At 64.4% G+C, this 20,255-nt stretch carries 18 protein-coding genes and 1 tRNA gene; 10 read left to right on the top strand and 9 right to left on the bottom strand.

The genetic code is table 11. The annotated features are described in order from the left end of the window. Positions 1–29: 29 nt before the first annotated feature. The 5 genes from I8J34_RS09655 to tig all read right to left on the bottom strand — a co-directional run bounded on the left by I8J34_RS09655 (position 30) and on the right by tig (position 6,244). Complete coding sequence (locus I8J34_RS09655; protein ID WP_255553124.1) at positions 30–392, bottom strand: HU family DNA-binding protein; 363 nt, start codon at positions 390–392, stop codon at positions 30–32. A 102-nt stretch (positions 393–494) separates the two neighbouring features. Then, positions 495–2,915 (bottom strand): endopeptidase La, encoded by a 2,421-nt coding sequence (lon, locus tag I8J34_RS09650; RefSeq protein WP_214361184.1) that lies wholly within the window; start codon positions 2,913–2,915, stop codon positions 495–497. Between the two features lie 74 nt (positions 2,916–2,989). Further along, positions 2,990–4,258, bottom strand: coding sequence for an ATP-dependent Clp protease ATP-binding subunit ClpX (gene clpX, locus I8J34_RS09645; RefSeq protein ID WP_214361183.1), 1,269 nt, complete (start codon positions 4,256–4,258; stop codon positions 2,990–2,992). Positions 4,259–4,277: 19 nt separating this feature from the next. Beyond that, entirely contained in the window at positions 4,278–4,898 is a 621-nt protein-coding gene (gene clpP / locus I8J34_RS09640) for an ATP-dependent Clp endopeptidase proteolytic subunit ClpP (protein WP_214361182.1), read from the bottom strand. Between the two features lie 41 nt (positions 4,899–4,939). Next, positions 4,940–6,244, bottom strand: a complete 1,305-nt coding sequence (tig, locus tag I8J34_RS09635; protein ID WP_214361181.1) for a trigger factor — start codon at positions 6,242–6,244, stop codon at positions 4,940–4,942. A gap of 365 nt (positions 6,245–6,609) precedes the next feature. Here tig and I8J34_RS09630 point away from each other — a divergent pair, with 365 nt between their 5' ends. The 8 genes from I8J34_RS09630 (at position 6,610) to hpnE (ending at position 15,556) form a co-directional block, all read left to right on the top strand. After that, positions 6,610–8,532: a PrkA family serine protein kinase gene (locus I8J34_RS09630; protein ID WP_214361180.1), complete on the top strand. Its 1,923-nt coding sequence runs from the start codon at positions 6,610–6,612 to the stop codon at positions 8,530–8,532. 59 nt (positions 8,533–8,591) lie between these two features. Continuing rightward, entirely contained in the window at positions 8,592–9,860 is a 1,269-nt protein-coding gene (locus tag I8J34_RS09625; RefSeq protein ID WP_214361179.1) for a YeaH/YhbH family protein, read from the top strand. Then, entirely contained in the window at positions 9,857–11,410 is a 1,554-nt protein-coding gene (locus I8J34_RS09620; RefSeq protein WP_214361178.1) for a SpoVR family protein, read from the top strand. The genes I8J34_RS09625 and I8J34_RS09620 overlap by 4 nt, the downstream gene beginning before the upstream one ends. Before the next feature lie 120 nt (positions 11,411–11,530). Next, positions 11,531–12,415 carry an HDOD domain-containing protein gene (locus tag I8J34_RS09615; protein ID WP_214361177.1) on the top strand — a complete coding sequence of 295 codons (885 nt, stop codon included), beginning with the start codon at positions 11,531–11,533 and terminating at the stop codon, positions 12,413–12,415. Positions 12,416–12,476: 61 nt separating this feature from the next. Beyond that, positions 12,477–12,561 (top strand) — tRNA-Leu (locus tag I8J34_RS09610). A 23-nt stretch (positions 12,562–12,584) separates the two neighbouring features. After that, a complete protein-coding gene (gene hpnC / locus I8J34_RS09605) occupies positions 12,585–13,409 on the top strand; it encodes a squalene synthase HpnC (protein WP_214361176.1) in 825 nt (274 codons plus the stop codon). Further along, the gene (gene hpnD / locus I8J34_RS09600; protein ID WP_214361175.1) at positions 13,406–14,239 is read left to right on the top strand and encodes a presqualene diphosphate synthase HpnD; all 834 of its coding nucleotides are present in this window, start codon (positions 13,406–13,408) and stop codon (positions 14,237–14,239) included. The genes hpnC and hpnD overlap by 4 nt, the downstream gene beginning before the upstream one ends. Then, positions 14,240–15,556, top strand: a complete 1,317-nt coding sequence (hpnE, locus tag I8J34_RS09595) for a hydroxysqualene dehydroxylase HpnE (protein ID WP_214361174.1) — start codon at positions 14,240–14,242, stop codon at positions 15,554–15,556. Between the two features lie 57 nt (positions 15,557–15,613). Here the strand turns inward: hpnE and I8J34_RS09590 are convergent, their stop codons facing one another. After that, positions 15,614–16,135, bottom strand: a complete 522-nt coding sequence (locus I8J34_RS09590; RefSeq protein WP_214361173.1) for a M15 family metallopeptidase — start codon at positions 16,133–16,135, stop codon at positions 15,614–15,616. 49 nt (positions 16,136–16,184) lie between these two features. Continuing rightward, positions 16,185–16,907 (bottom strand): ABC transporter ATP-binding protein, encoded by a 723-nt coding sequence (locus I8J34_RS09585; RefSeq protein WP_370661884.1) that lies wholly within the window; start codon positions 16,905–16,907, stop codon positions 16,185–16,187. Here I8J34_RS09585 and I8J34_RS09580 point away from each other — a divergent pair. Beyond that, positions 16,894–17,568, top strand: a complete 675-nt coding sequence (locus tag I8J34_RS09580; RefSeq protein ID WP_214361171.1) for an arylesterase — start codon at positions 16,894–16,896, stop codon at positions 17,566–17,568. The two genes, I8J34_RS09585 and I8J34_RS09580, sit on opposite strands and share 14 nt — an antisense overlap. Here I8J34_RS09580 and selD read toward each other — a convergent pair. Next, a complete protein-coding gene (selD, locus tag I8J34_RS09575; protein WP_214361170.1) occupies positions 17,511–18,551 on the bottom strand; it encodes a selenide, water dikinase SelD in 1,041 nt (346 codons plus the stop codon). The genes I8J34_RS09580 and selD overlap by 58 nt on opposite strands. Positions 18,552–18,596: 45 nt before the next feature. Here selD and mnmH point away from each other — a divergent pair, with 45 nt between their 5' ends. Next, the gene (mnmH, locus tag I8J34_RS09570) at positions 18,597–19,649 is read left to right on the top strand and encodes a tRNA 2-selenouridine(34) synthase MnmH (RefSeq protein ID WP_214361169.1); all 1,053 of its coding nucleotides are present in this window, start codon (positions 18,597–18,599) and stop codon (positions 19,647–19,649) included. On the opposite strand, the gene I8J34_RS09565 is transcribed toward mnmH, so the two are convergent. Beyond that, the gene (locus I8J34_RS09565) at positions 19,641–20,225 is read right to left on the bottom strand and encodes a class I SAM-dependent methyltransferase (RefSeq protein ID WP_214361168.1); all 585 of its coding nucleotides are present in this window, start codon (positions 20,223–20,225) and stop codon (positions 19,641–19,643) included. The genes mnmH and I8J34_RS09565 overlap by 9 nt on opposite strands. Positions 20,226–20,255 lie beyond the last annotated feature (30 nt).

The raw sequence follows: 20,255 nt of genomic DNA, 5'->3' as shown, positions 1-20,255 counted from the left end.
GCGCCCGGGCGCTGACGCCCGAAAACGCGCTAGTTTACTGTATCTTTCAGGGCTTTGCCAGCGCGGAACTTCGGCACCTTGGCCGACTTGATCTTGATCGCTGCGCCGGTGCGCGGATTGCGCCCGGTGCGGGCCGCGCGTTTGCCCACATAGAACGTGCCGAATCCAACGAGTGTTACCGTACCGCCCTTTTTCAACGCTTTAGAAACGGCCCCGATCGTAGCGTCCAGCGCCCGACCCGCTGCCGCTTTGGACAGATCTGCCTCATCGGCAATTTGATCGATCAGTTCGGATTTATTCACGGATGTCCCCTTTCGTTCTTCGGTGTGAGCAACGACCGTATCTTCGCCCATGGCGGCGCGGTTTGGCGGAAGTGCAAGCGGGTAACGCAGGGGTTTTATAGCGTGGGCTTTTTGCGACTGTCAAGCCGCGGTGCAGCGTGATCGTGCACGACAAAACGGCCGCAAAGCGGCCGTTTTGTCTGCATCGGACGTTCAGTGCGCCCGGAGGTTCTTGGCGTCGGCAGGCTTTTCAGCCTCCGGCACGCTGGAACTTCCGTCGGCCGAGGCCGGCGGCAGGGGCTCCGGCCGGCGCTCCAGCGCATGCTCGAGCACCTGATCGATCCAGCGTACCGGCACGATCTCCAGCGCATTCTTGATGTTGTCCGGCATCTCGGACAGATCCTTGACGTTCTCTTCAGGGATCAGCGCCTTCTTGATGCCACCGCGGACCGCAGCCAGCAGCTTTTCCTTGAGACCGCCGATCGGCAGCACTTCGCCGCGCAGCGTGATCTCGCCGGTCATGGCCACATCGCAACGCACTGGAATCCCGGTCAGCGCGGACACCATGGCGGTGGTGATCGCCCCGCCGGCGGACGGACCGTCTTTCGGAATCGCACCTTCCGGCAAGTGGATGTGCAGATCGCTCTTCTGATAGAAGTCCTCGGCAATGCCCAAGGAACGCGCCCGGCGGCGAACCACCGACAAGGCCGCCTGGATCGACTCCTGCATCACCTCGCCCAGCTTGCCGGTATTGACCACCTTGCCCTTGCCCGGCAGCACCACGGCTTCGACGGTCAGCAACTCGCCGCCGACTTCGGTCCACGCCAGCCCCGTCACCTGGCCGATCTGGTTTTCCTTCTCGGCCACGCCGAAGTTGTAACGGCGAACGCCCAGATACTTGTCGAGATTCTTGTTGTTGACGACGATTTTCGTCGACCGCTTGCGCAGCACCAAGGCGCGCACCACCTTGCGGCAAATCTTGGAGACTTCCCGCTCGAGGCTGCGCACACCCGCCTCGCGGGTGTAGTAGCGAATGGTGTCACGCAGGGCATCTTCGGTGATCGACACTTCAGTCTTCTTCAGGCCGTTGGCGCTCAACTGCTTCGGCACCAGATAACGCTGCGCGATATTGACCTTCTCGTCTTCCGTGTACCCGGACAGGCGGATCACTTCCATCCGGTCGAGCAGCGCGGCCGGGATGTTCAGCGTGTTGGCAGTGGCCACGAACATGACGTCGGACAGATCGTATTCGACCTCGACGTAGTGATCGACAAAGGTCGAATTCTGCTCGGGATCGAGCACTTCGAGCAGCGCCGATGACGGGTCGCCGCGGAAGTCCTGCCCCATCTTGTCGACTTCGTCGAGGAGGAACAAGGGATTGCGCACGGCCACCTTGGTCATGTTCTGCAGGATCTTGCCCGGCATGGAACCGATGTAGGTGCGGCGATGGCCCCGGATCTCGGCCTCATCGCGCACACCGCCGAGCGACATGCGCACGAACTTCCGGTTGGTCGCCCGCGCGATCGACTGCCCCAGAGAGGTCTTGCCAACGCCCGGAGGGCCGACCAGGCAGAGGATCGGCGCCTTGAGCTTGTCGACACGCTGCTGGACCGCCAGATACTCGACGATGCGTTCTTTGACCTTTTCAAGACCGTAGTGCTCCTTGTCGAGCACCTTCTCAGCATCTTGCAGATCCTTGTGGATGCGCGAACGCTTCTTCCACGGCAGGCCGATGAGCGTCTCGATGTAGTTGCGCACTACCGTCGCCTCGGCCGACATGGGCGACATCAGGCGCAGCTTCTTCAATTCGCTGTTCGCTTTGGTGACCGCCTCTTTGCTCATCCCGGCGGACTTGATCTTGCGATCGAGCTCTTCGAGATCGGCGCCGTCTTCGCCCTCGCCCAACTCCTTCTGGATCGCCTTGACCTGCTCGTTCAGGTAGTACTCGCGCTGGGATTTCTCCATCTGGCGCTTGACGCGCCCGCGGATGCGCTTTTCCACCTGCAGGATATCGAGCTCAGACTCAAGCTGGGTCAGCAGGCGCTCAAGGCGCTCTGCAGCATCGAACATCTCGAGTACTTCCTGCTTCTGCTCGAGCTTGAGCGGCAGGTGCGCGGCGATGGTATCGGCAAGCCGCCCGGGCTCCTCGATGCCGCCCAGCGAGGTGAGGATCTCCGGCGGGATCTTCTTGTTCAGTTTCACGTACTGATCGAACTGGGCGATGATCGCGCGGCGCATGGCCTCGACTTCGTGCGAAGCCACTTCACGCACGGGAATCGGTGTCGCCTTGGCGGTGAACACACCGTCGAGATCCATCACCGAATCCAGATGGGCGCGCTGAACGCCCTCGACCAGCACCTTGATGGTGCCGTCGGGCAGCTTGAGCATCTGCAGGATATTGGCGACACAACCCGTGTCGTAAAGATCCTCCGCCCCCGGCTCATCCTGGGCCGCGGATTTCTGGGCGACAAGCAGAATGCTCTTGGCGCCTTCCATGGCCATTTCGAGCGCTTTGATTGACTTTGGGCGTCCCACGAACAACGGGATCACCATGTGGGGGAAGACCACCACATCACGCAGAGGCAGGAGCGGAAGCTCCATCTGCGCCTGCGGCAACTCCTGGGTGCCAGACATGATTTTTCCTTCAGAAAGGGATCACGGGCCCAGATGGGGGCCCGTAATTCAAATTCAAGACAGCAACCCCGAAATCAGTTGGAGCCTGCGACCTTCTGCTGATCCGCAAAAATCAGAATCGGTTGGGCACTGCCTTCGATGGCACCTTCGTCGATCACGATCTTTTCGACATTTTCCATCGTCGGCAAGTCGTACATCACGTCAAGCAGTGTTGCTTCGAGAATGGAGCGCAATCCCCGGGCACCGGTCTTCCGCTTCAGGGCACGACGTGCAATGGCACGCAGCGCGGCTTCGCGGAACTCCAGATCGACGCCTTCCATGGAGAACAGCTTGGCGTACTGCTTGACCAGGGCGTTCTTCGGCTCGGTGAGGATCTTGACCAATGCTTCCTCGTCGAGTTCCTGCAGGCTTGCCACCACCGGCAGTCGACCGACGAACTCGGGAATCAGGCCGAACTTGACCAGATCTTCCGGCTCGACCTGCAGCAGCGTCTCGGACGCCGGCTTGCCTTCGCGGCTACGCACTTCGGCACCGAAGCCGATGCCGGCCTGCTCGGTGCGATCGCGAATCACCCGCTCCAGCCCATCGAACGCCCCACCGCAAATGAACAGGATATTGGTGGTGTCGATCTGGACGAAGTCCTGGTTGGGATGCTTGCGTCCGCCCTGCGGCGGCACGGCGGCCACCGTGCCTTCGATCAGCTTGAGCAAGGCCTGCTGCACGCCCTCACCCGACACGTCGCGGGTGATCGAGGGGTTGTCGGACTTGCGCGAGATCTTGTCGATTTCGTCAATGTAAACAATGCCGCGCTGGGCCTTGTCGACATCGTAATCGCACTTTTGCAGCAGCTTCTGGATGATGTTTTCGACATCTTCGCCAACATAGCCTGCTTCGGTCAGCGTGGTGGCATCGGCCATCACGAAGGGCACGTTCAGCAAGCGGGCGAGGGTCTGGGCCAACAGCGTCTTGCCCGAACCGGTCGGGCCGACGAGCAGGATGTTGCTCTTGGCCAGCTCGACATCGTCCTTGGTGGCTTCGAGATGCTTCAGGCGCTTGTAGTGGTTGTAGACCGCCACGGCCAGAATCCGCTTGGCCTTCGACTGACCGACCACGTACTGGTTGAGGATCTCGAAGATCTCCAGCGGCGTGGGAAGATCGGTTCGGCTCTCGTCGCTGCCGTGGTCACCCGCCAGTTCATCGCGGATGATGTCGTTGCACAACTCGATGCACTCATCGCAGATGAAAACGGACGGGCCGGCAATGAGCTTGCGCACTTCATGCTGGCTCTTGCCGCAAAACGAGCAGTACAGGAGCTTTTCGCCGCCCGTTTTCTTCTCTGTCATAACACTCTCTCGTTGGCGCTCAGGCCGTATCGGCCCGGCTGGTCAGAACCTTGTCGACGATACCGTAGCGCGTCGCCTCTTCTGCCGACATGAAATTGTCGCGATCGGTGTCACGCTCGACCTGCTCGATGCTCTGACCGGTGTGATTGGCCAGCATGGCATTGAGGCGCCCGCGCAAGGTCAGGATTTCCCGTGCGTGGATCTCGATGTCCGATGCCTGCCCCTGGAAACCACCCAACGGCTGGTGGATCATGACGCGGGAGTTGGGCAGGCAGTACCGCTTGCCCTTGGCCCCCGCCGCCAGCAGAAAGGCGCCCATGCTGGCCGCCTGGCCGATGCACAGCGTGCTGACATTCGGCTTGACGAACTGCATGGTGTCATAGATCGCCATGCCGGCGGTCACCGACCCGCCCGGCGAATTGATGTAGAAATAGATGTCCTTGTCCGGATTCTCGGACTCAAGGAAGAGCATCTGCGCCACGATCAGGTTGGCGGTCACATCATTGACCGGCCCCACCAGAAACACCACACGCTCCTTGAGCAGGCGCGAGTAGATGTCGTAGGCGCGCTCGCCGCGACCGCTTTGCTCGATGACCATCGGCACCAAGCCGAGGCCGACGGGATTCCAATCACTGATCATTGTCGTGGCCGAATGTTGTGTTGTCGGGTGCCCGACGTTGATCATGCCGTAGCGCCCATGAGTTCGTCAAAGCCGACAGCCTTGTCTTCAGTCTTGGCGTTGCTGAGCACCCAGTCAACCGCATTCTCTTCGATCACCAGCGCTTCGGCCTGAGCCATGCGCTGCGGCTGGCTGTAGTACCAGTCGATGACTTCCTTCGGATCTTCGTAGCTCTGAGCGAAATCTTCGATCAGGCCGCGGATCTGCTCGGGCTTGGCGTGCAGATCCTTGGCGCTGACCAGCTCGGCGAGCACCAGACCCAGCTTGACGCGGCGCTCGGCCTGCTCGGTGAACCAGTCGGCAGACACCGGCAAGTCCTTGGTCTGCATGCCGCGCGCTTCCATGTCGCGGCGGGCGTTTTCGGCCAGCTGCTCGGCTTCGCGGGAGACCAGCGCCTTGGGCACGTCGATCGGGTTCGCCGCGAGCAGCGCGTCCATGGCCTGCTCCTTGATGCGCGACTTGATGCGGCGGCTGACTTCGCGCTCCAGGTTGGCTTTGACTTCGTCACGCATCTTGGCGACGTCGCCGTCGGCCACGCCGAGCGACTTGGCGAACTCGGCATCGATCTCGGGCAGCTTGGCCGCGCCGACTTCCTTGACCGTGATCTCGAACTCGACGGTCTGGCCGGCGAGATTCGCCGCGTGGTAGTCCTCGGGGAAGGTCATGTTGAAGGTCTTGGTCTCACCGGCCTTGAGGCCGTCGACCGCTTCTTCGAAATCCTTGAGCATGCTGCCGGCGCCGATCACGAACGGGAAGTCGGTGGCCTGACCGCCTTCGAACACCTCGCCATCCTTGCGGCCGGTGAAATCGATCACCACGCGGTCGTCGGCGGCCGCGGCACGCTCGACCGTTTCATACTCGGTGCGCTGCTTGCGCAGCACGTCGATGGTCTTGTCGATTTCCGCGTCGCCGACGCTCAGCACCGGGCGCTCGATGGCCTTGTCGCTCACATCGCCCAGGGTGATCTCCGGGTACACCTCGAACACGGCGGTAAAGGCCATCACGCCCTCGCCCGCGTCGACTTTCGGCTCGATGCGCGGCTGGCCGGCCACGCGCAGCTTCTCTTCCTGCACCTTCTGTGCAAAGGCCTTCTCAAGCGCCGTGCCGATGGCTTCGGAGCGCGCCTGACCGCCGTAGTTCTGCTCGATCATCTTGAGCGGCACCTTTCCAGGACGGAAGCCCGGCATTTTCACGGTGCGACCGAGGTGCTTGAGTCGTGCCTGAACTTCCTGCTCGACGGCCTCCTTGGCAACCGTGATGTCGATGCGGCGTTCGAGGGCGTTGGTGGTTTCCTGGTTGGTTTGCATGAACATTCCCGACTTAATGACCGGCGCGCTGCGGCCCTTTGGCCCTGCGCGCACGCTACGTTGAGTGAAGACAAACGGTAAGTTTATCACAGGGGTTCGCAAGATCTGTGCATCGTCGACAGACGCTCGCGGCCGGCCGCGGCAGCACCACGACACGGTCACAAGAAACCCTGAAAAAGCCGGAACAAACGGGGAACCCCGTGACTCATTTCCTCCTCAGAACCATGGAAACGCGGAAACTAAATGCCACGCTGATGGCATCAAGCTGCAAACGACGCTGCCGTTAGCCATACTGAGGGCAGCCCTGTCGCGATCGACCGGCACCCCACCGCACCGCAACAGTGGTACACAGCAGGAGACCTGAAATGAGCATCTTCAACGCCTATCAAGCCCGGTTTGAAGCGACACGCGAAGAAGAGATGTCGCTTCAGGACTACCTCGAACTGTGCCGCAGCGACCCCGGCGCCTATGCGACAGCGGCCGAGCGCCTGCTGATGGCAATCGGCGAGCCGGAGTTTGTCGACACCCGCGACGATCCCCGGCTGTCACGGATCTTTTCCAACAAGATGCTCAAGCGCTATCCGGCCTTCCCCGAGTTCTACGGGATGGAAGAGGCGATCGAGAACATCGTCTCCTACTTCCGCCACGCGGCGCAGGGGCTGGAGGAGAAGAAGCAGATCCTCTATCTGCTCGGGCCGGTCGGCGGCGGCAAATCGTCGCTGGCCGAGCGGCTCAAGGCGCTGATGGAGCATGTGCCGTTCTACGCGATCAAGGACTCGCCGGTGCACGAGTCGCCGCTCGGTCTGTTCAAGCCCGAGGAAGACGGCAAGCTGCTGGAAGACGACTTCGGCATCCCGACGCGCTACCTGAACTCCATCATGAGTCCGTGGGCGGTCAAGCGCCTGCACGAGTTCGGCGGCGACATCACCAAGTTTCGGGTGGTCAAGCTGCGCCCGTCGGTGCTGCGCCAGATCGCCGTTGCCAAGACCGAGCCCGGCGACGAGAACAACCAGGACATCTCCTCGCTGGTCGGCAAGGTCGACATCCGCAAGCTCGAAGCGCACTCGCAGGACGATCCGGATGCCTACAGCTATTCCGGCGGCCTGTGCCTGGCCAACCGTGGCCTGCTCGAGTTCGTCGAGATGTTCAAGGCGCCGATCAAGGTGCTGCACCCGCTGCTGACCGCCACCCAGGAAGGCAACTACAAGGGCACCGAAGGCTTCGGCGCGATTCCCTTCGACGGCATCATCATGGCCCACTCGAACGAGTCGGAATGGGCCGCCTTCAAGAACAACAAGAACAACGAAGCCTTCCTCGACCGTATCTACACCGTCAAGGTGCCCTATTGCCTGCGGGTATCGGACGAGATCCGCATCTACGAGAAGCTGCTGCGCGAGAGCTCGCTGTCGCAGGCGCCCTGCGCGCCGGACACGCTGCGCATGATGGCGCAGTTCGCCATCCTGTCGCGCCTCAAGGATCCGGAGAATTCCAGCATCTATTCGAAGATGCGCATCTACGACGGCGAAAGCCTCAAGGACACCGACCCCAAGGCCAAGTCCTACCAGGAGTATCGCGACTACGCCGGCGTCAATGAAGGCATGAGCGGGCTGTCGACGCGCTTTGCCTTCAAGGTGTTGTCGCGCGTCTTCAACTTCGACCACCGTGAAGTCGCCGCCAACCCGGTGCACCTCATGTATGTGCTCGAACAGCAGATCGAACAGGAGCAGTTTCCGCAGGAGGTCGAAGATCGCTACCGCGCCTTCATCAAGGAGTTCCTGGCGGCGCACTACGCGGAGTTCATCGGCAAGGAAATCCAGACCGCCTACCTCGAGAGCTACTCCGAGTACGGTCAGAACATCTTCGACCGCTATGTCACCTATGCCGACTTCTGGATCCAGGACCAGGAATTCCGCGATCCGAACACCGGTGAGATCCTCGATCGCAATGCCCTGAACGACGAACTCGAGAAGATCGAGAAGCCGGCCGGCATCAGCAACCCGAAAGACTTCCGCAACGAGGTGGTCAACTTCGTGCTGCGTGCCCGCGCCCAGAACGCCGGCAAGAATCCGAGCTGGACCAGCTACGAGAAGCTGCGCGCGGTGATCGAGAAGAAGATGTTCTCCAACACCGAGGACCTGCTGCCGGTCATCAGCTTCAACGCCAAGGCCAGCGCCGACGAACAGCGCAAGCACCAGGATTTCGTCAACCGCATGATCGAAAAGGGCTACACCGAGAAGCAGGTGCGTCTGCTGTGCGAGTGGTATCTGCGCGTCCGCAAATCCTCGTAATCCGATGAGCCGCCGTCCTCCGACGGCGGGCCATCTGCTGCGTTCAAAAGGGGAGGACGATGGTCCGGATCATCGACCGACGTTTCGACAGCAAGAAGAAGAGCACCGCCAACCGGCAGCGCTTCATGCGCCGCTTCAAGCGGCAGATTCGCCGTGCCGTCGCCGACGCCATCGACGGGCGCTCGATTCGCGATCTCGAAAGTGGCGAGGAAATCTCGATCCCTGCCAAAGATCTGTCCGAGCCGAGCTTTCAGCATGGGCGTGAAGGCGTGTGGGAGCAGGTATTCACCGGCAATGATCGATTCGCCTCCGGCGATGCCATCGACCGCCCGCTCGGCGGCGGGGGTGGCGGCGGAAGCGGTGGTGGCGCCTCGAACGAGGGCGAGAGCGAAGACGATTTCGTCTTCCAGCTCTCTCGCGACGAGTTCCTCGATGTCTTCTTCGACGACCTCGCCCTGCCCAACCTGGTGCGTACTGAGCTGGCCAAGCTGACCGAGTTCAAGACCCAGCGCGCCGGCTTCACTTCCGACGGGGTGCCAACCAACATCAACGTGGTGCGCTCGCTGCGCGGCGCCCTCGGCCGCCGCAAGGCGCTGGGCGCGCCGCTGGCCGCGCGGGTCCGCGAGATCGACGAACAGATCGCGGCGTTCGAGGAAGACGCCTCGAACCATGTCGATGAGTTGCGTGAATTGCGCGAAGAGCGCTCGCGCTTGTTGATCCGCATCGAAGCCATCCCCTTCATCGACAGCTTCGATCTGCGCTACAACAACCGCATCCGCATCCCCAAGCCCATCACCCAGGCGGTCATGTTCTGCGTGATGGACGTCTCCGGCTCGATGGACGAGCAAAAAAAGGCCACCGCCAAGCGCTTTTTCATGCTGCTCTACCTGTTCCTGCGCCGGAACTACGAACACATCGACGTGGTGTTCATCCGCCACCACACCATCGCCAAGGAAGTGAACGAAGACGAGTTCTTCCACTCCCGGGAATCCGGCGGCACCGTCGTCTCCAGCGCGCTGCGCCTGATGACCGACATCGTGCGCGACCGCTATCCGCCCGGCGCCTGGAACGTCTATGGCGCCCAGGCCTCGGACGGCGACAACTGGGACAACGACTCGCCCATCTGCTACCAGATCCTCGACGAAGAGCTGCTCGGCCTGTGCCGCTACTTTGCTTACATCGAGATCACCACGGGCGAAGCACAAAATCTGTGGCGTCAGTACGAAGGCCTGACCGCGAGCCATCCGAATTTCGCCCTGCAGCGCATCGAATCGCATGAGGACATCTACCCGGTCTTCCGCGAGCTGTTCAAGAAGGAGTCGGTATGAGCGAGACCGTCACCGAGCGCCAGACACTGCCCAGCGGCGCCGAATGGACCTTCGAAGCGATCGGCCTGTACCACACGGAAATCGCCCGGGTGGCGGCCGACTACAAGCTCGACACCTATCCGGTGCAGATCGAGATGATCACCTCCGAGCAGATGATGGACGCCTATGCCGCGGTGGGCATGCCCGTCAACTACCATCACTGGAGTTTCGGCAAGCAGTTCCTGGCCACCGAAAAGCGCTACAAGCGCGGCCAGATGGGCCTGGCCTACGAGATCGTGATCAACTCCGATCCGTGCATCGCCTATCTCATGGAAGAGAACACCATGACCATGCAGGCGCTGGTCATCGCCCATGCCGCCTACGGCCACAACGCCTTCTTCAAGGGCAACTACCTGTTCCGCACCTGGACCAGCCCGGACGCGATCATCGACTACCTGATCTTCGCCCGTAACTACATCGCGCAGTGCGAAGAGCGCCATGGGGTCGATGCCGTCGAAGAGCTGCTCGACTCCTGCCATGCCCTGATGAATGTCGGCGTCGACCGCTACAAGCGCCCGCCCAAGCTCTCGCTGGCCAAGGAGCAGGCCCGCCAGAGCGAACGCGAAAGCTATCTGCAAAGCCAGGTGAACGAACTGTGGCGCACGCTGCCGATACGCGAGACCGAAGAGACACAGAAGAAGCCCACCCGTTTCCCGCCCGAGCCACAGGAAAACATCCTCTATTTCATCGAAAAGCATGCCCCGCTGCTCGAACCCTGGCAGCGCGAGATCGTGCGCATCGTGCGCAAGGTGGCACAGTATTTCTTCCCGCAGCGCCAGACCCAGGTCATGAACGAAGGCTGGGCCAGTTTCTGGCACTACACCCTGCTCAATACGCTCTACGACGAGGGGCTGCTGGCCGACAGCTTCATGATGGAGTTCCTGCACAGCCACTCCAGCGTGATGTACCAGCCCAACTACAACGACCCCTGGTACAACGGCATCAACCCGTACGCGCTCGGCTTCGCCATGTGGCAGGACATCAAGCGCATCTGCGAACACCCCACCGACGAAGATCGCGCGTGGTTCCCCGACATCGCCGGCTCGCCCTGGCTCGAAACCTTCGATTTCGCCATGCGCAACTTCAAGGACGAGAGCTTCATCGCCCAGTTCCTCTCGCCACGCCTGATGCGGTCCTTCAAGCTGTTCGCGGTCCAGGACGATGACGAAAAGAACAAGCTCTTCGTCTCCGCCATCCATGAAGAACGCGGCTACCGCGAGCTGCGCGAGCGCCTCTCCAACCAGTACAACCTCGGCTGCCGCGAACCCAACATCCAGGTGTGGAACGTCGATTTTCGCGGCGACCGCTCGCTCACCCTGCGCTATCAACCCTACAACCGTCGCCCCCTGGGCAAGAACGTCGAAGAGGTCATGAAGCACCTGGCCCGCCTGTGGGGCTTCACGGTCCGCGTGGAAACCGTCCAGCCCGACGGCAGCGCCAAGCTGACCTACGAATGCCGCAAGGAAAAGCGGCGCAGCGATCACAAGAACCACAACGACGAGCACGCGTAGTCCGGCGCCGCCCTAGTCGCCGACGCAGGGCTAAAGCCCGGTTGGCGACAGACGTTAATTCGGCCATGATGCATCCCTGTGCCGCAGGTACCATCAGCCGTCACCGAATAGGGGTTCGCCATGTCCACGTCGCTTGAAATCCAGTCCGAAGATCCGTTTGAAAACGCGCTCGAGGCCTTCTCCCGCACGGTCGAGCACGACCTGGCCAGCCGACAGCTCACGTTTCCCACCTTTCTGGATCTGACCATCCGCATCAAGCGGGTGTGCGACGACGCCCAAGCCTCGCTCGACGACATCATCCGCGTCATCCGGGCCGACCCGCTGCTCAGCGCGCGCATCATCCGGCTGGCCAACTCGGTCGCCCTCAACCCCTACAGCCGCTCCTTCACGTCCATCGCCGAGGCGGTTCGCCGGGTCGGTCTGGTCAACGTCCGCTCGCTGGCCTATGCCGTTGCCACCGAACAACTGGCCGCCGAAGCGCGCAGCGCCGATGCCCGCCTGGTGGCCTCCGGCCTGTGGATGCACACCATCGACGTGGCCGCCTGGTCGTATGCCATCACGCGCCACCTGCGCACCGGCGACCCCGACACCGCCCTGTTCGCCGGCATGCTCTCCAGCATCGGCCAGTTCTACCTGCTGGCCCGCTCGACAGCCCACCCCGAGCTGGAAAAAGATCTGAACCGACTGGGCGAATTCATCGGACTGTGGCACGAGCCGGTCAGCCGAGCGCTGCTGACCGCCCTCGACATGCCGCCGGCGGTCACCGCCATTTTCGACGAAGGCGACCCCTATGGCGGGCAATGGCCGCCGGCCGAATTGCGCGACATCTTCTTTCTCGCCAGCCTGTCCGCCGAAACCCCCAACCCCTTCCTGCGCTACAGCGCATCGTCCAAGCAGGCCCTGCTCGAAGCGTCCACCCGCAACGTCCCGACCGATCAGCTGTCCTTGCTGCGCAGCGAAGCCTGCGACACCCGCAACGGCCTGCTCGCCGCGCTGCGCGGTTGAACGTTCGCCGAAGCACGCCGCGTGTATAATCCGCGGCGCGCCGGCAACGGCGCACCACCTCGCGAGGGTGGCGGAATTGGTAGACGCACTGGATTTAGGTTCCAGCGCCTAACGGCGTGAGGGTTCGAGTCCCTCCTCTCGCACCAGCTTTTCCTCACTGCGTGCAGGCATGCCGGTCGATCACTACGAGAATTTTCCCGTCGCATCGTTCCTGCTGCCTGCCCGACTGCGCGAACCGGTCGAGGCCATCTATGCCTTCGCCCGCAGCGCCGACGACATCGCCGACGAAGGCGACGCCGCGCCGGCCGAACGCCTGGCCCAGCTGGACGACTACCGGCGCGCGCTGCACACCATCGAACAAGGCGAACCGACCGACGACCCGATATTCACCCGGCTCGCCGCCAACATCGCGGCCCACGATCTGCCGCTCCAGCCCTTCCGCGACCTGCTCGACGCCTTCAGCCAGGATGTGGTCAAGACGCGCTACGCCGACTACACCGAACTGCTCGACTACTGCCGCCGCTCCGCCAACCCGGTCGGCCGCCTGCTGCTGAGGCTGTACCGGGCCGACAGCGAAGCGCACTTGGCTATGTCCGACGCCATCTGCTCCAGCCTGCAGCTGATCAACTTCTGGCAGGACGTAGCCATCGACTGGCAAAAATCCCGCATCTACCTGCCGGCCGACGACATGCGCCGCCACGGCGTCACCGACACTCACCTGGCCGAGCAGCGGGTCGACGACGCCTGGCGGGCGCTGATGCGCTTTCAGGTCGACCGCGCCCGCGCGCTGATGCACCGCGGCGCACCGCTGGCGCAAGCCCTGCCCGGGCGCATCGGCTGGGAGTTGCGGTTGATCGTCCTCGGCGGCCTGCGTATCCTCCAGCGCATCGAAGCGGTCGGCTACGATGTCTTCCGCCACCGCCCCACCCTCGGCAAGCGCGATGCCGCCGGGCTGGCCCTCGCTGCGCTCAACTTCTCCGCGAACACACGATGACCCCCCACGAGTACTGCCAGCAAAAGGCCGCGGCCAGCGGTTCGAGTTTCTACTACAGCTTCCTTTTCCTGCCGCTCGAACGCCGGCAGGCCATCATGGCGCTGTACGCCTTTTGCCGCGAAGTGGACGATGTCGTCGACGAATGCCACGACCCCTCCATCGCCCACAGCAAGCTCGACTGGTGGCGCGCCGAAGTGCAGCGCATCGACCGCGGCGAAGCCACCCACCCGGTCGGCCTCGCGCTGGCCGACGTGCGCCAGCGGGTCAGCCTGCCCGACGAACAGCTGCTCGAAATCATCGACGGCATGCAGATGGACCTCACCCAGACGCGCTACCTCGACTTCAAGAACCTGCGCCTCTACTGCTACCGCGTCGCCAGCGTGGTCGGCCTGCTCGCTGCCGAGATCTTCGGCTACCAGGACCGCCAGACGCTCAAGTACGCCCACGACCTGGGCCTCGCCTTCCAGCTCACCAACATCATCCGCGATGTCGGCGAAGACGCCCGGCGCGGGCGCATCTATCTGCCCATCGAAGACCTGCAGCGCTTCAACGTACCCGCCGCCGACATCCTCGAAGGCCGCCACTCCGACAACTTCCGCGCCCTCATGCAGTTCCAGACCGAGCGCGCCATCGGCTACTACGAGCAGGCCATGGCCCAGTTGCCGGCCATCGACCGCAAGGCCCAGCGCCCTGGCCTGATCATGGCCGCCATCTACCGCACCCTGCTCGACGAAATCGCCCGCGACGGCTTCCTGGTGCTCGACCGGCGCACGGCGCTCACCCCGCTGCGCAAGCTGTGGATCGCCACCCGCACTTGGCTCAAATACTGAATGGTCCGACCCGCCCGCCCCGACGCCCCGCAGGTCGCCATCATCGGCGGCGGCTATGCCGGCATGGCCTGCGCGGTCGAACTCGTGCGCAAGGGCGCGCGAGTCGCCGTCTTCGAGCGCGCCGCGGTGCTCGGTGGGCGCGCCCGGCTGGTCCAGAAGGACGACTTGGCGGTCGACAACGGCCAGCACCTGCTGATCGGCGCCTACACCGAGACCCTGCGCCTGCTGCGCCATGTCGGTGTACGCCCCTCGGCCTTGTACAGCGCCCCGCTCGATCTCTACTACCCCGGCAAGTTCCGCCTCACGGCGGCCGCACTGCCCGCCCCGCTGCACCTGGCCGTCGGCCTGCTGCGCGCCCAAGGCATGGACTGGTCCGAACGGCGCGCCTGCCTGCGCTTCATCCAGCACCTCAAGGCCCAGCGCTTCCGCCTGCCGGTACATCTCACCGTCAGCCAGTTGCTCGACAATGCCACCCAGCCCGAACGCCTGCGCCGCTTCCTGTGGGAGCCGCTGTGCGTCGCCGCGCTCAACACCCCGGTGGCCGAAGCCTCGGCGCGCGTCTTCGCCAACGTCCTGCGCGACACCCTGGCCGCCGGCGCCTCGGCCTGCGAACTGCTCATTTCGAAAGTCGACCTGTCGGAGCTGTTCCCGGTACCCGCCGCGCGCTGGCTCGGTCGCAACGGCGGGCAGGTCTATGTGACAGAAGCGATCACCCGGATCGAGGCCGACGGCCCGCGCTATCGCCTTGATGGCGATCCGGTGTCGGCGCGCCGTTTCGACCATGTCGTGATCGCCACCGCGCCCTACCACGCCCCCGATCTGCTCGCCCCCTTCGCCGCACTCGCCCCGCTGGTCGACGCGATCAAGGCCCTGCCCTACGAGCCGATCCTCACCACCTACCTGCAATACGACGACAGCGTCCGCCTGCCCGCCGCCATGATCGGCGCCGAAGGCGGCCTCGCCCAATGGTTCTTCGACCGCGGCCAGACCGGCGGCCCGGCCGGCCTCATTGCCGCCGTCATCAGCGCCCGCGGCCCGCATCTGGACATCCCCAAGCACGAAGTCGAACTGGCGATTCACAACGAACTCGAAGCCCTGCTCGACCGCCGCCTGCCGCCCGCCGAGCACATCCTCACCATCACCGAAAAACGCGCCACCTTCGCCTGCCGCCCGCAACTGGCGCGCCCGGGCGTGCAGACCGCGCAGCGCGGTATCTGGTTGGCGGGGGACTATGTCGAGGGGCCGTATCCGGCGACGATCGAAGGCGCGGTGCGAGCGGGCGTCAGCTGTGCGCAGGCGATTCGACCCCGCCCGTGACATCGCAGCCGTCACAAGCCGAGTGAAGAGGCGGCTCGTCAACCTTCAGACGTCTATTCACGCACCGCCGACGAAACACCAATGCCAGGGCTCATACTGAAATCCGCAGGCATTGCCCACGGGATAGGACAGCCGGAAATCGAAATCAGCCGCGCACGCACGAAGCCAGACAAAGGCAGGCGTATGCTCGAACGTCACGTCCAGCGCCAGGCTGCCCGGCGTCGATATATCGACGGCGCATCCGGTATGGTGCTCACTGAAGCCAGGAGGAGCGCACACGGCGAGGACGTCTTCGATCGCTACGCCAGCCGCTAACTTTCGACGGATGATGTCGGCCTGGCGATCGACACTGCGGAAGGCAGAGACGATATGCAGCGAAACGCCCTCACCGAGCGCCGCGGCCTTGAGATCCCGCCACGCGCGTGCCGCGGCCGGAATCAACAGGTGATTCCGACCATCGGCGCCGACCTCGGCAACCACAAGACACGACGCCTCCTCGCACTCAAGCAAACCGCGCGACGCCAGCAGTTGGCCCGAAATCCCCAGCTCGGCATTCAGGGCTGCGTATCGATGGCGCATTTGGCTAAGCGGCGTCGGGTCAAAGAGACATCAACACGACACGACGAAGCTAGGTCGCGGCCGACACTTCAGCCTCACTCAACACCCCACCCTGCATATGCAGCACCCGATCGCAGCGCGAGGCCAGCGCGTCGTCATGGGTGACGAGGATCAGCGTAGTGCCGTGCGCGCGGTTGAGTTCGAAGATCAGCTCGATGATCGCCGCGCCGGTCTCGGCGTCGAGGTTGCCGGTCGGCTCGTCGGCCAGCAGCACGGCCGGTGACGGGGCGAAAGCGCGGGCCAGGGCGACGCGTTGCTGCTCGCCGCCGGACAGATGCTTGGGGTAGTGGCCGGTGCGCCCGTCGAGGCCGACGCGCTTGAGCCAGTCGCGGGCGGTGGCTTCGGCCTTGGGCTGGCCGGCCAGTTCCAGCGGCAGCATCACGTTGTCGAGCGCGGTGAGCGCCGGCAGCAGCTGGAAGGACTGGAACACGAAGCCCATCTGCGCGCCGCGCAACTGGGCGCGCTCGTCTTCGCTGAGCGAGAACAGCGACTGGCCGCAGAGTTGAACCGATCCATGGCTTGGCACGTCCAACCCCGCGACAAGCCCGAGCAGCGTGGACTTGCCCGAGCCGGAGGCGCCGACGATGGCGACCGATTCGCCCGCTTGCACGGAAAACGTGATGTCTTTGAGAATGGCAAGCTCGCCGCCCTGGCCATCGCGCACGGGGACGGATTTTGACAAGCCGGTCACTTCGACGACCGGCGCGGAGTTGGGACGCATGATTCGATCCATTGTCGTGTCGCTGTTGTTGTTCGGTTCAACGCTGGCCCAGGCGGCCACGGTGCTGGTGCTGGGCGACAGCCTGTCGGCCGGTTTCGGCCTGCGTGCCGAACAGGCCTGGCCGGCGCTGCTGCAACGCAAACTCGATGCGCTGCCGGGCAAGCATACCGTGATCAACGCCAGCGTGAGCGGCGAGACCACCGCCGGCGGCCGCGCGCGCTTGCCGCAGGCGCTGCAGGCGCATGCGCCGGATGTGGTGGTGATCGAGCTGGGCGCCAACGACGGGCTGCGCGGGCTGCCGGTCGGGCTGATGCGCGACAACCTGCTGGCCATGACCGACGCGGCCGAAGCAGCCGGTGCCAAGGTGGTGCTGGTGGGCATGCGCCTGCCGCCCAACTATGGCCCGCTGTACACTCGGCAGTTTCAGAAGACTTTTGCCGACGTGGCCGAGACGCGCGGTCTGGCCTACGTGCCCTTCCTGCTCGACGGCTTTGCCGAGGACCGCAGCCTGTTCCAGGAGGACGGCATGCATCCGACCGCGGCCGCCCAGCCGCGGATCGTGGACACGGTGTGGCCGGCGCTCAAACCCTTGCTGACGGCCGCCGCGGTGACACCTCAGCCGACACGCAGCGCCGGGGCACCGGCGGCCAAGCGGCCGATGACCGCCGACTGATCGAAACCCTCGGCGCGAAACGCCGCCTGCACCGCGTCGACCGCGGACGGGTCGCAAGCCACCAGCAGGCCGCCGCTGGTCTGCGGATCGGTGAGCAGCACGCGCTGCCAATCGGCGACGCCTTCACCCAGCACCACATCGCCGCCATAGCCGGCCCAGTTGCGGCGCGAGGCGCCGGTGGCCACGCCGTCACGGGCGAAGGCGGCAGCGGTGTCGATGATCGGCAGGTCGGCAAACACCACCTCGGCCGCCACCGAGGCACCACGGCACATCTCCAGCAGATGGCCGGCGAGGCCAAAGCCGGTGACGTCGGTCACCGCATGCACGCCGTCGATGCCGGCCAGCGTGGGCCCCGGCGTGTTGAGCCGGGTGGTGGTGGCGATCATCTGCGCGTAGCCGGCGGCGTCGAGCTGGCCTTTCTTGAGCGCGGCCGACAGCACGCCGACGCCCAGCGGCTTGCCCAGCATCAGCATGTCGCCGGCGCGGGCGGTGTCGTTGCGCAGAATGTGGTCAGGATGCACGATGCCCAGCGCAACCAGACCGTAGATCGGTTCGAGCACATCGATGGAGTGCCCGCCGGCGATCGGGATGCCGGCCTCGCGGCACACGCTGGCGCCGCCTTCGAGAATCTGGCCGATCACCTCGGGCGCCAGCTTGTCGAGCGGCATGCCGACGATCGCCAGCGCCATGATCGGCGTGGCGCCCATGGCGTAGATGTCGCTGATCGCGTTGGTCGCGGCGATGCGGCCGAAGTCGGTGGGGTCATCGACGATCGGCGTGAAGAAATCGGTGGTGGCGACGATCGCCTGCTGGTCGTTGAGCCGATACACTGCCGCATCGTCGGACGAGGCGTTGCCCACCAGCAGCTCGGGCGGCATCACGCCGATCGGCGAGCGCGCGAGGATGTCGGAGAGCACGGCGGGCGCGATTTTGCAGCCGCAACCGCCGCCGTGGGAAAATTCGGTCAGGCGAACAGCAGTCATGATGGGCACACGAAGGCGCACGAACGGCGCCGCAATAGGATGGTGATGAAAAAAGGCAGCGCGACCGTAGCACAGCTTTCCGGGTTTGACGAGATCATCGACGTGCGCTCGCCGGCCGAGTTCGCCGAGGACCACATCCCCGACGCGGTCAACATGCCGGTGCTCGACGACGAGCAACGGGCGCGGGTCGGCACCATCTACAAGCAGGTATCGCCCTTCGAGGCGCGGCGCATCGGCGGTGCGCTGGTGGCCGAGAACCTGGCGCGCCATCTGCACGCCCATTTCCAGGACAAGCCCAAGCACTGGCGCCCGCTGGTGTATTGCTGGCGCGGCGGCCAGCGCAGCGGTGCCTTCGTGACCTGGCTGCGCATGGTCGGCTGGGACGCCTGCCAGCTCGAGGGCGGCTACAAGACCTTTCGCCGGCAAGTCATCGAGGCGCTGGACGCCTTGCCGCCGACGCTCGACTTCCGCATCGTCAGCGGCCCCACCGGCAGCGCCAAGACACGCATTCTCGAAGCCCTGGCCGCCGCCGGCGCCCAGATCCTGGATCTGGAAGGGCTGGCCGCGCACAAGGGCTCGGTGCTCGGCGCCCTGCCCGGCATCGCCCAGCCCACGCAAAAGCATTTCGAAACCGCGCTGTACGAAGCGCTGGCCGGATTCACGCCGACGCAGCCGGTGTTCGTCGAGGCCGAAAGCCGCAAGATCGGCCGCGTACACGTGCCCACCGCACTGATCGAAGCCATGCGTGCCGCGCCGTGCATCACCATCGACGCCAGCCGCGAGGCGCGCATCGACTTTCTGCTGCGCGACTACGCCTACCTCGGCGACGACGTGGCCGACCTGCAGTTCAAGCTCGGCTGCCTGAACCGCATCGTGTCGAAAGAGACCCTGACCCGCTGGCAAGACTATGCCGCCGCGCATGACCTGCCGGCGCTGTTCACCGAACTGATCGACCAGCACTACGACCCGCTCTACAAGCGCTCGCAGAACGGCAACTACCAGCACTTTGCCGACGCCATCCGGATTCGCGCCGACGATCTCACCCCGGCCGGCATCACCGCCGTGGCCGGGGCCATCCTCGCTCACACCTCAGGCTGAGCCCTCGGGCAGGCGGCCGGTCTCATGCCCCTTGCGTGCGCAGATGCGCTGGACCATGGCCGGCGCCGGGCGCGCCACCTCGCCCTGCTCGAAGGCCATCACCGTGAAGGCCTCGCGCGTGCGCTCCAGCAACTCCCCTGGCGCCAGCAGAAAGACGGGATTGCTTGGTTTGCCGAAGGCTGCGTTGCCCTGCATGAAGGTTTCGTAGATCAACAGGCCGCCGGGCCGCAGCAACGCCCCGAGGCGATCGAACGCCGGCCGGAACAGGTAGTTGGTCACCACCACCGCATCGAAGGACGCCGGCGGCCACGGCCAGGGCGCACCGTCCTCCAGGTCGACGGCACATGGCGCCACCCCCGCCACCGAGTCCAGCGCGGCCAGGGCGGACGGATCGCGGTCCGCCGCCGTCACACGGCATCCCCGGGCAGCCAGCCAGCGCGCATGGCGGCCACGCCCGCAGGCCAGGTCGAGGACCTCGGCCCCGTCCGGCAGCATCATCGCGAAGCGACTGACCCAGGGCGACGGCGTATCGAGTGCGTGCCGGGCACGGGCGGGAGTGTCTCGGGCATCCACCATGGCCATTCCTTGTGGCGAAAGATCGGGCCG

The organism is Denitromonas iodatirespirans (assembly GCF_018524365.1).
GTDB classification, from domain to species: domain Bacteria; phylum Pseudomonadota; class Gammaproteobacteria; order Burkholderiales; family Rhodocyclaceae; genus Nitrogeniibacter; species Nitrogeniibacter iodatirespirans.
The sequence above is the reverse complement of the archived record's forward strand: the minus strand, read 5'-3'. Positions and strand labels throughout refer to the sequence as shown.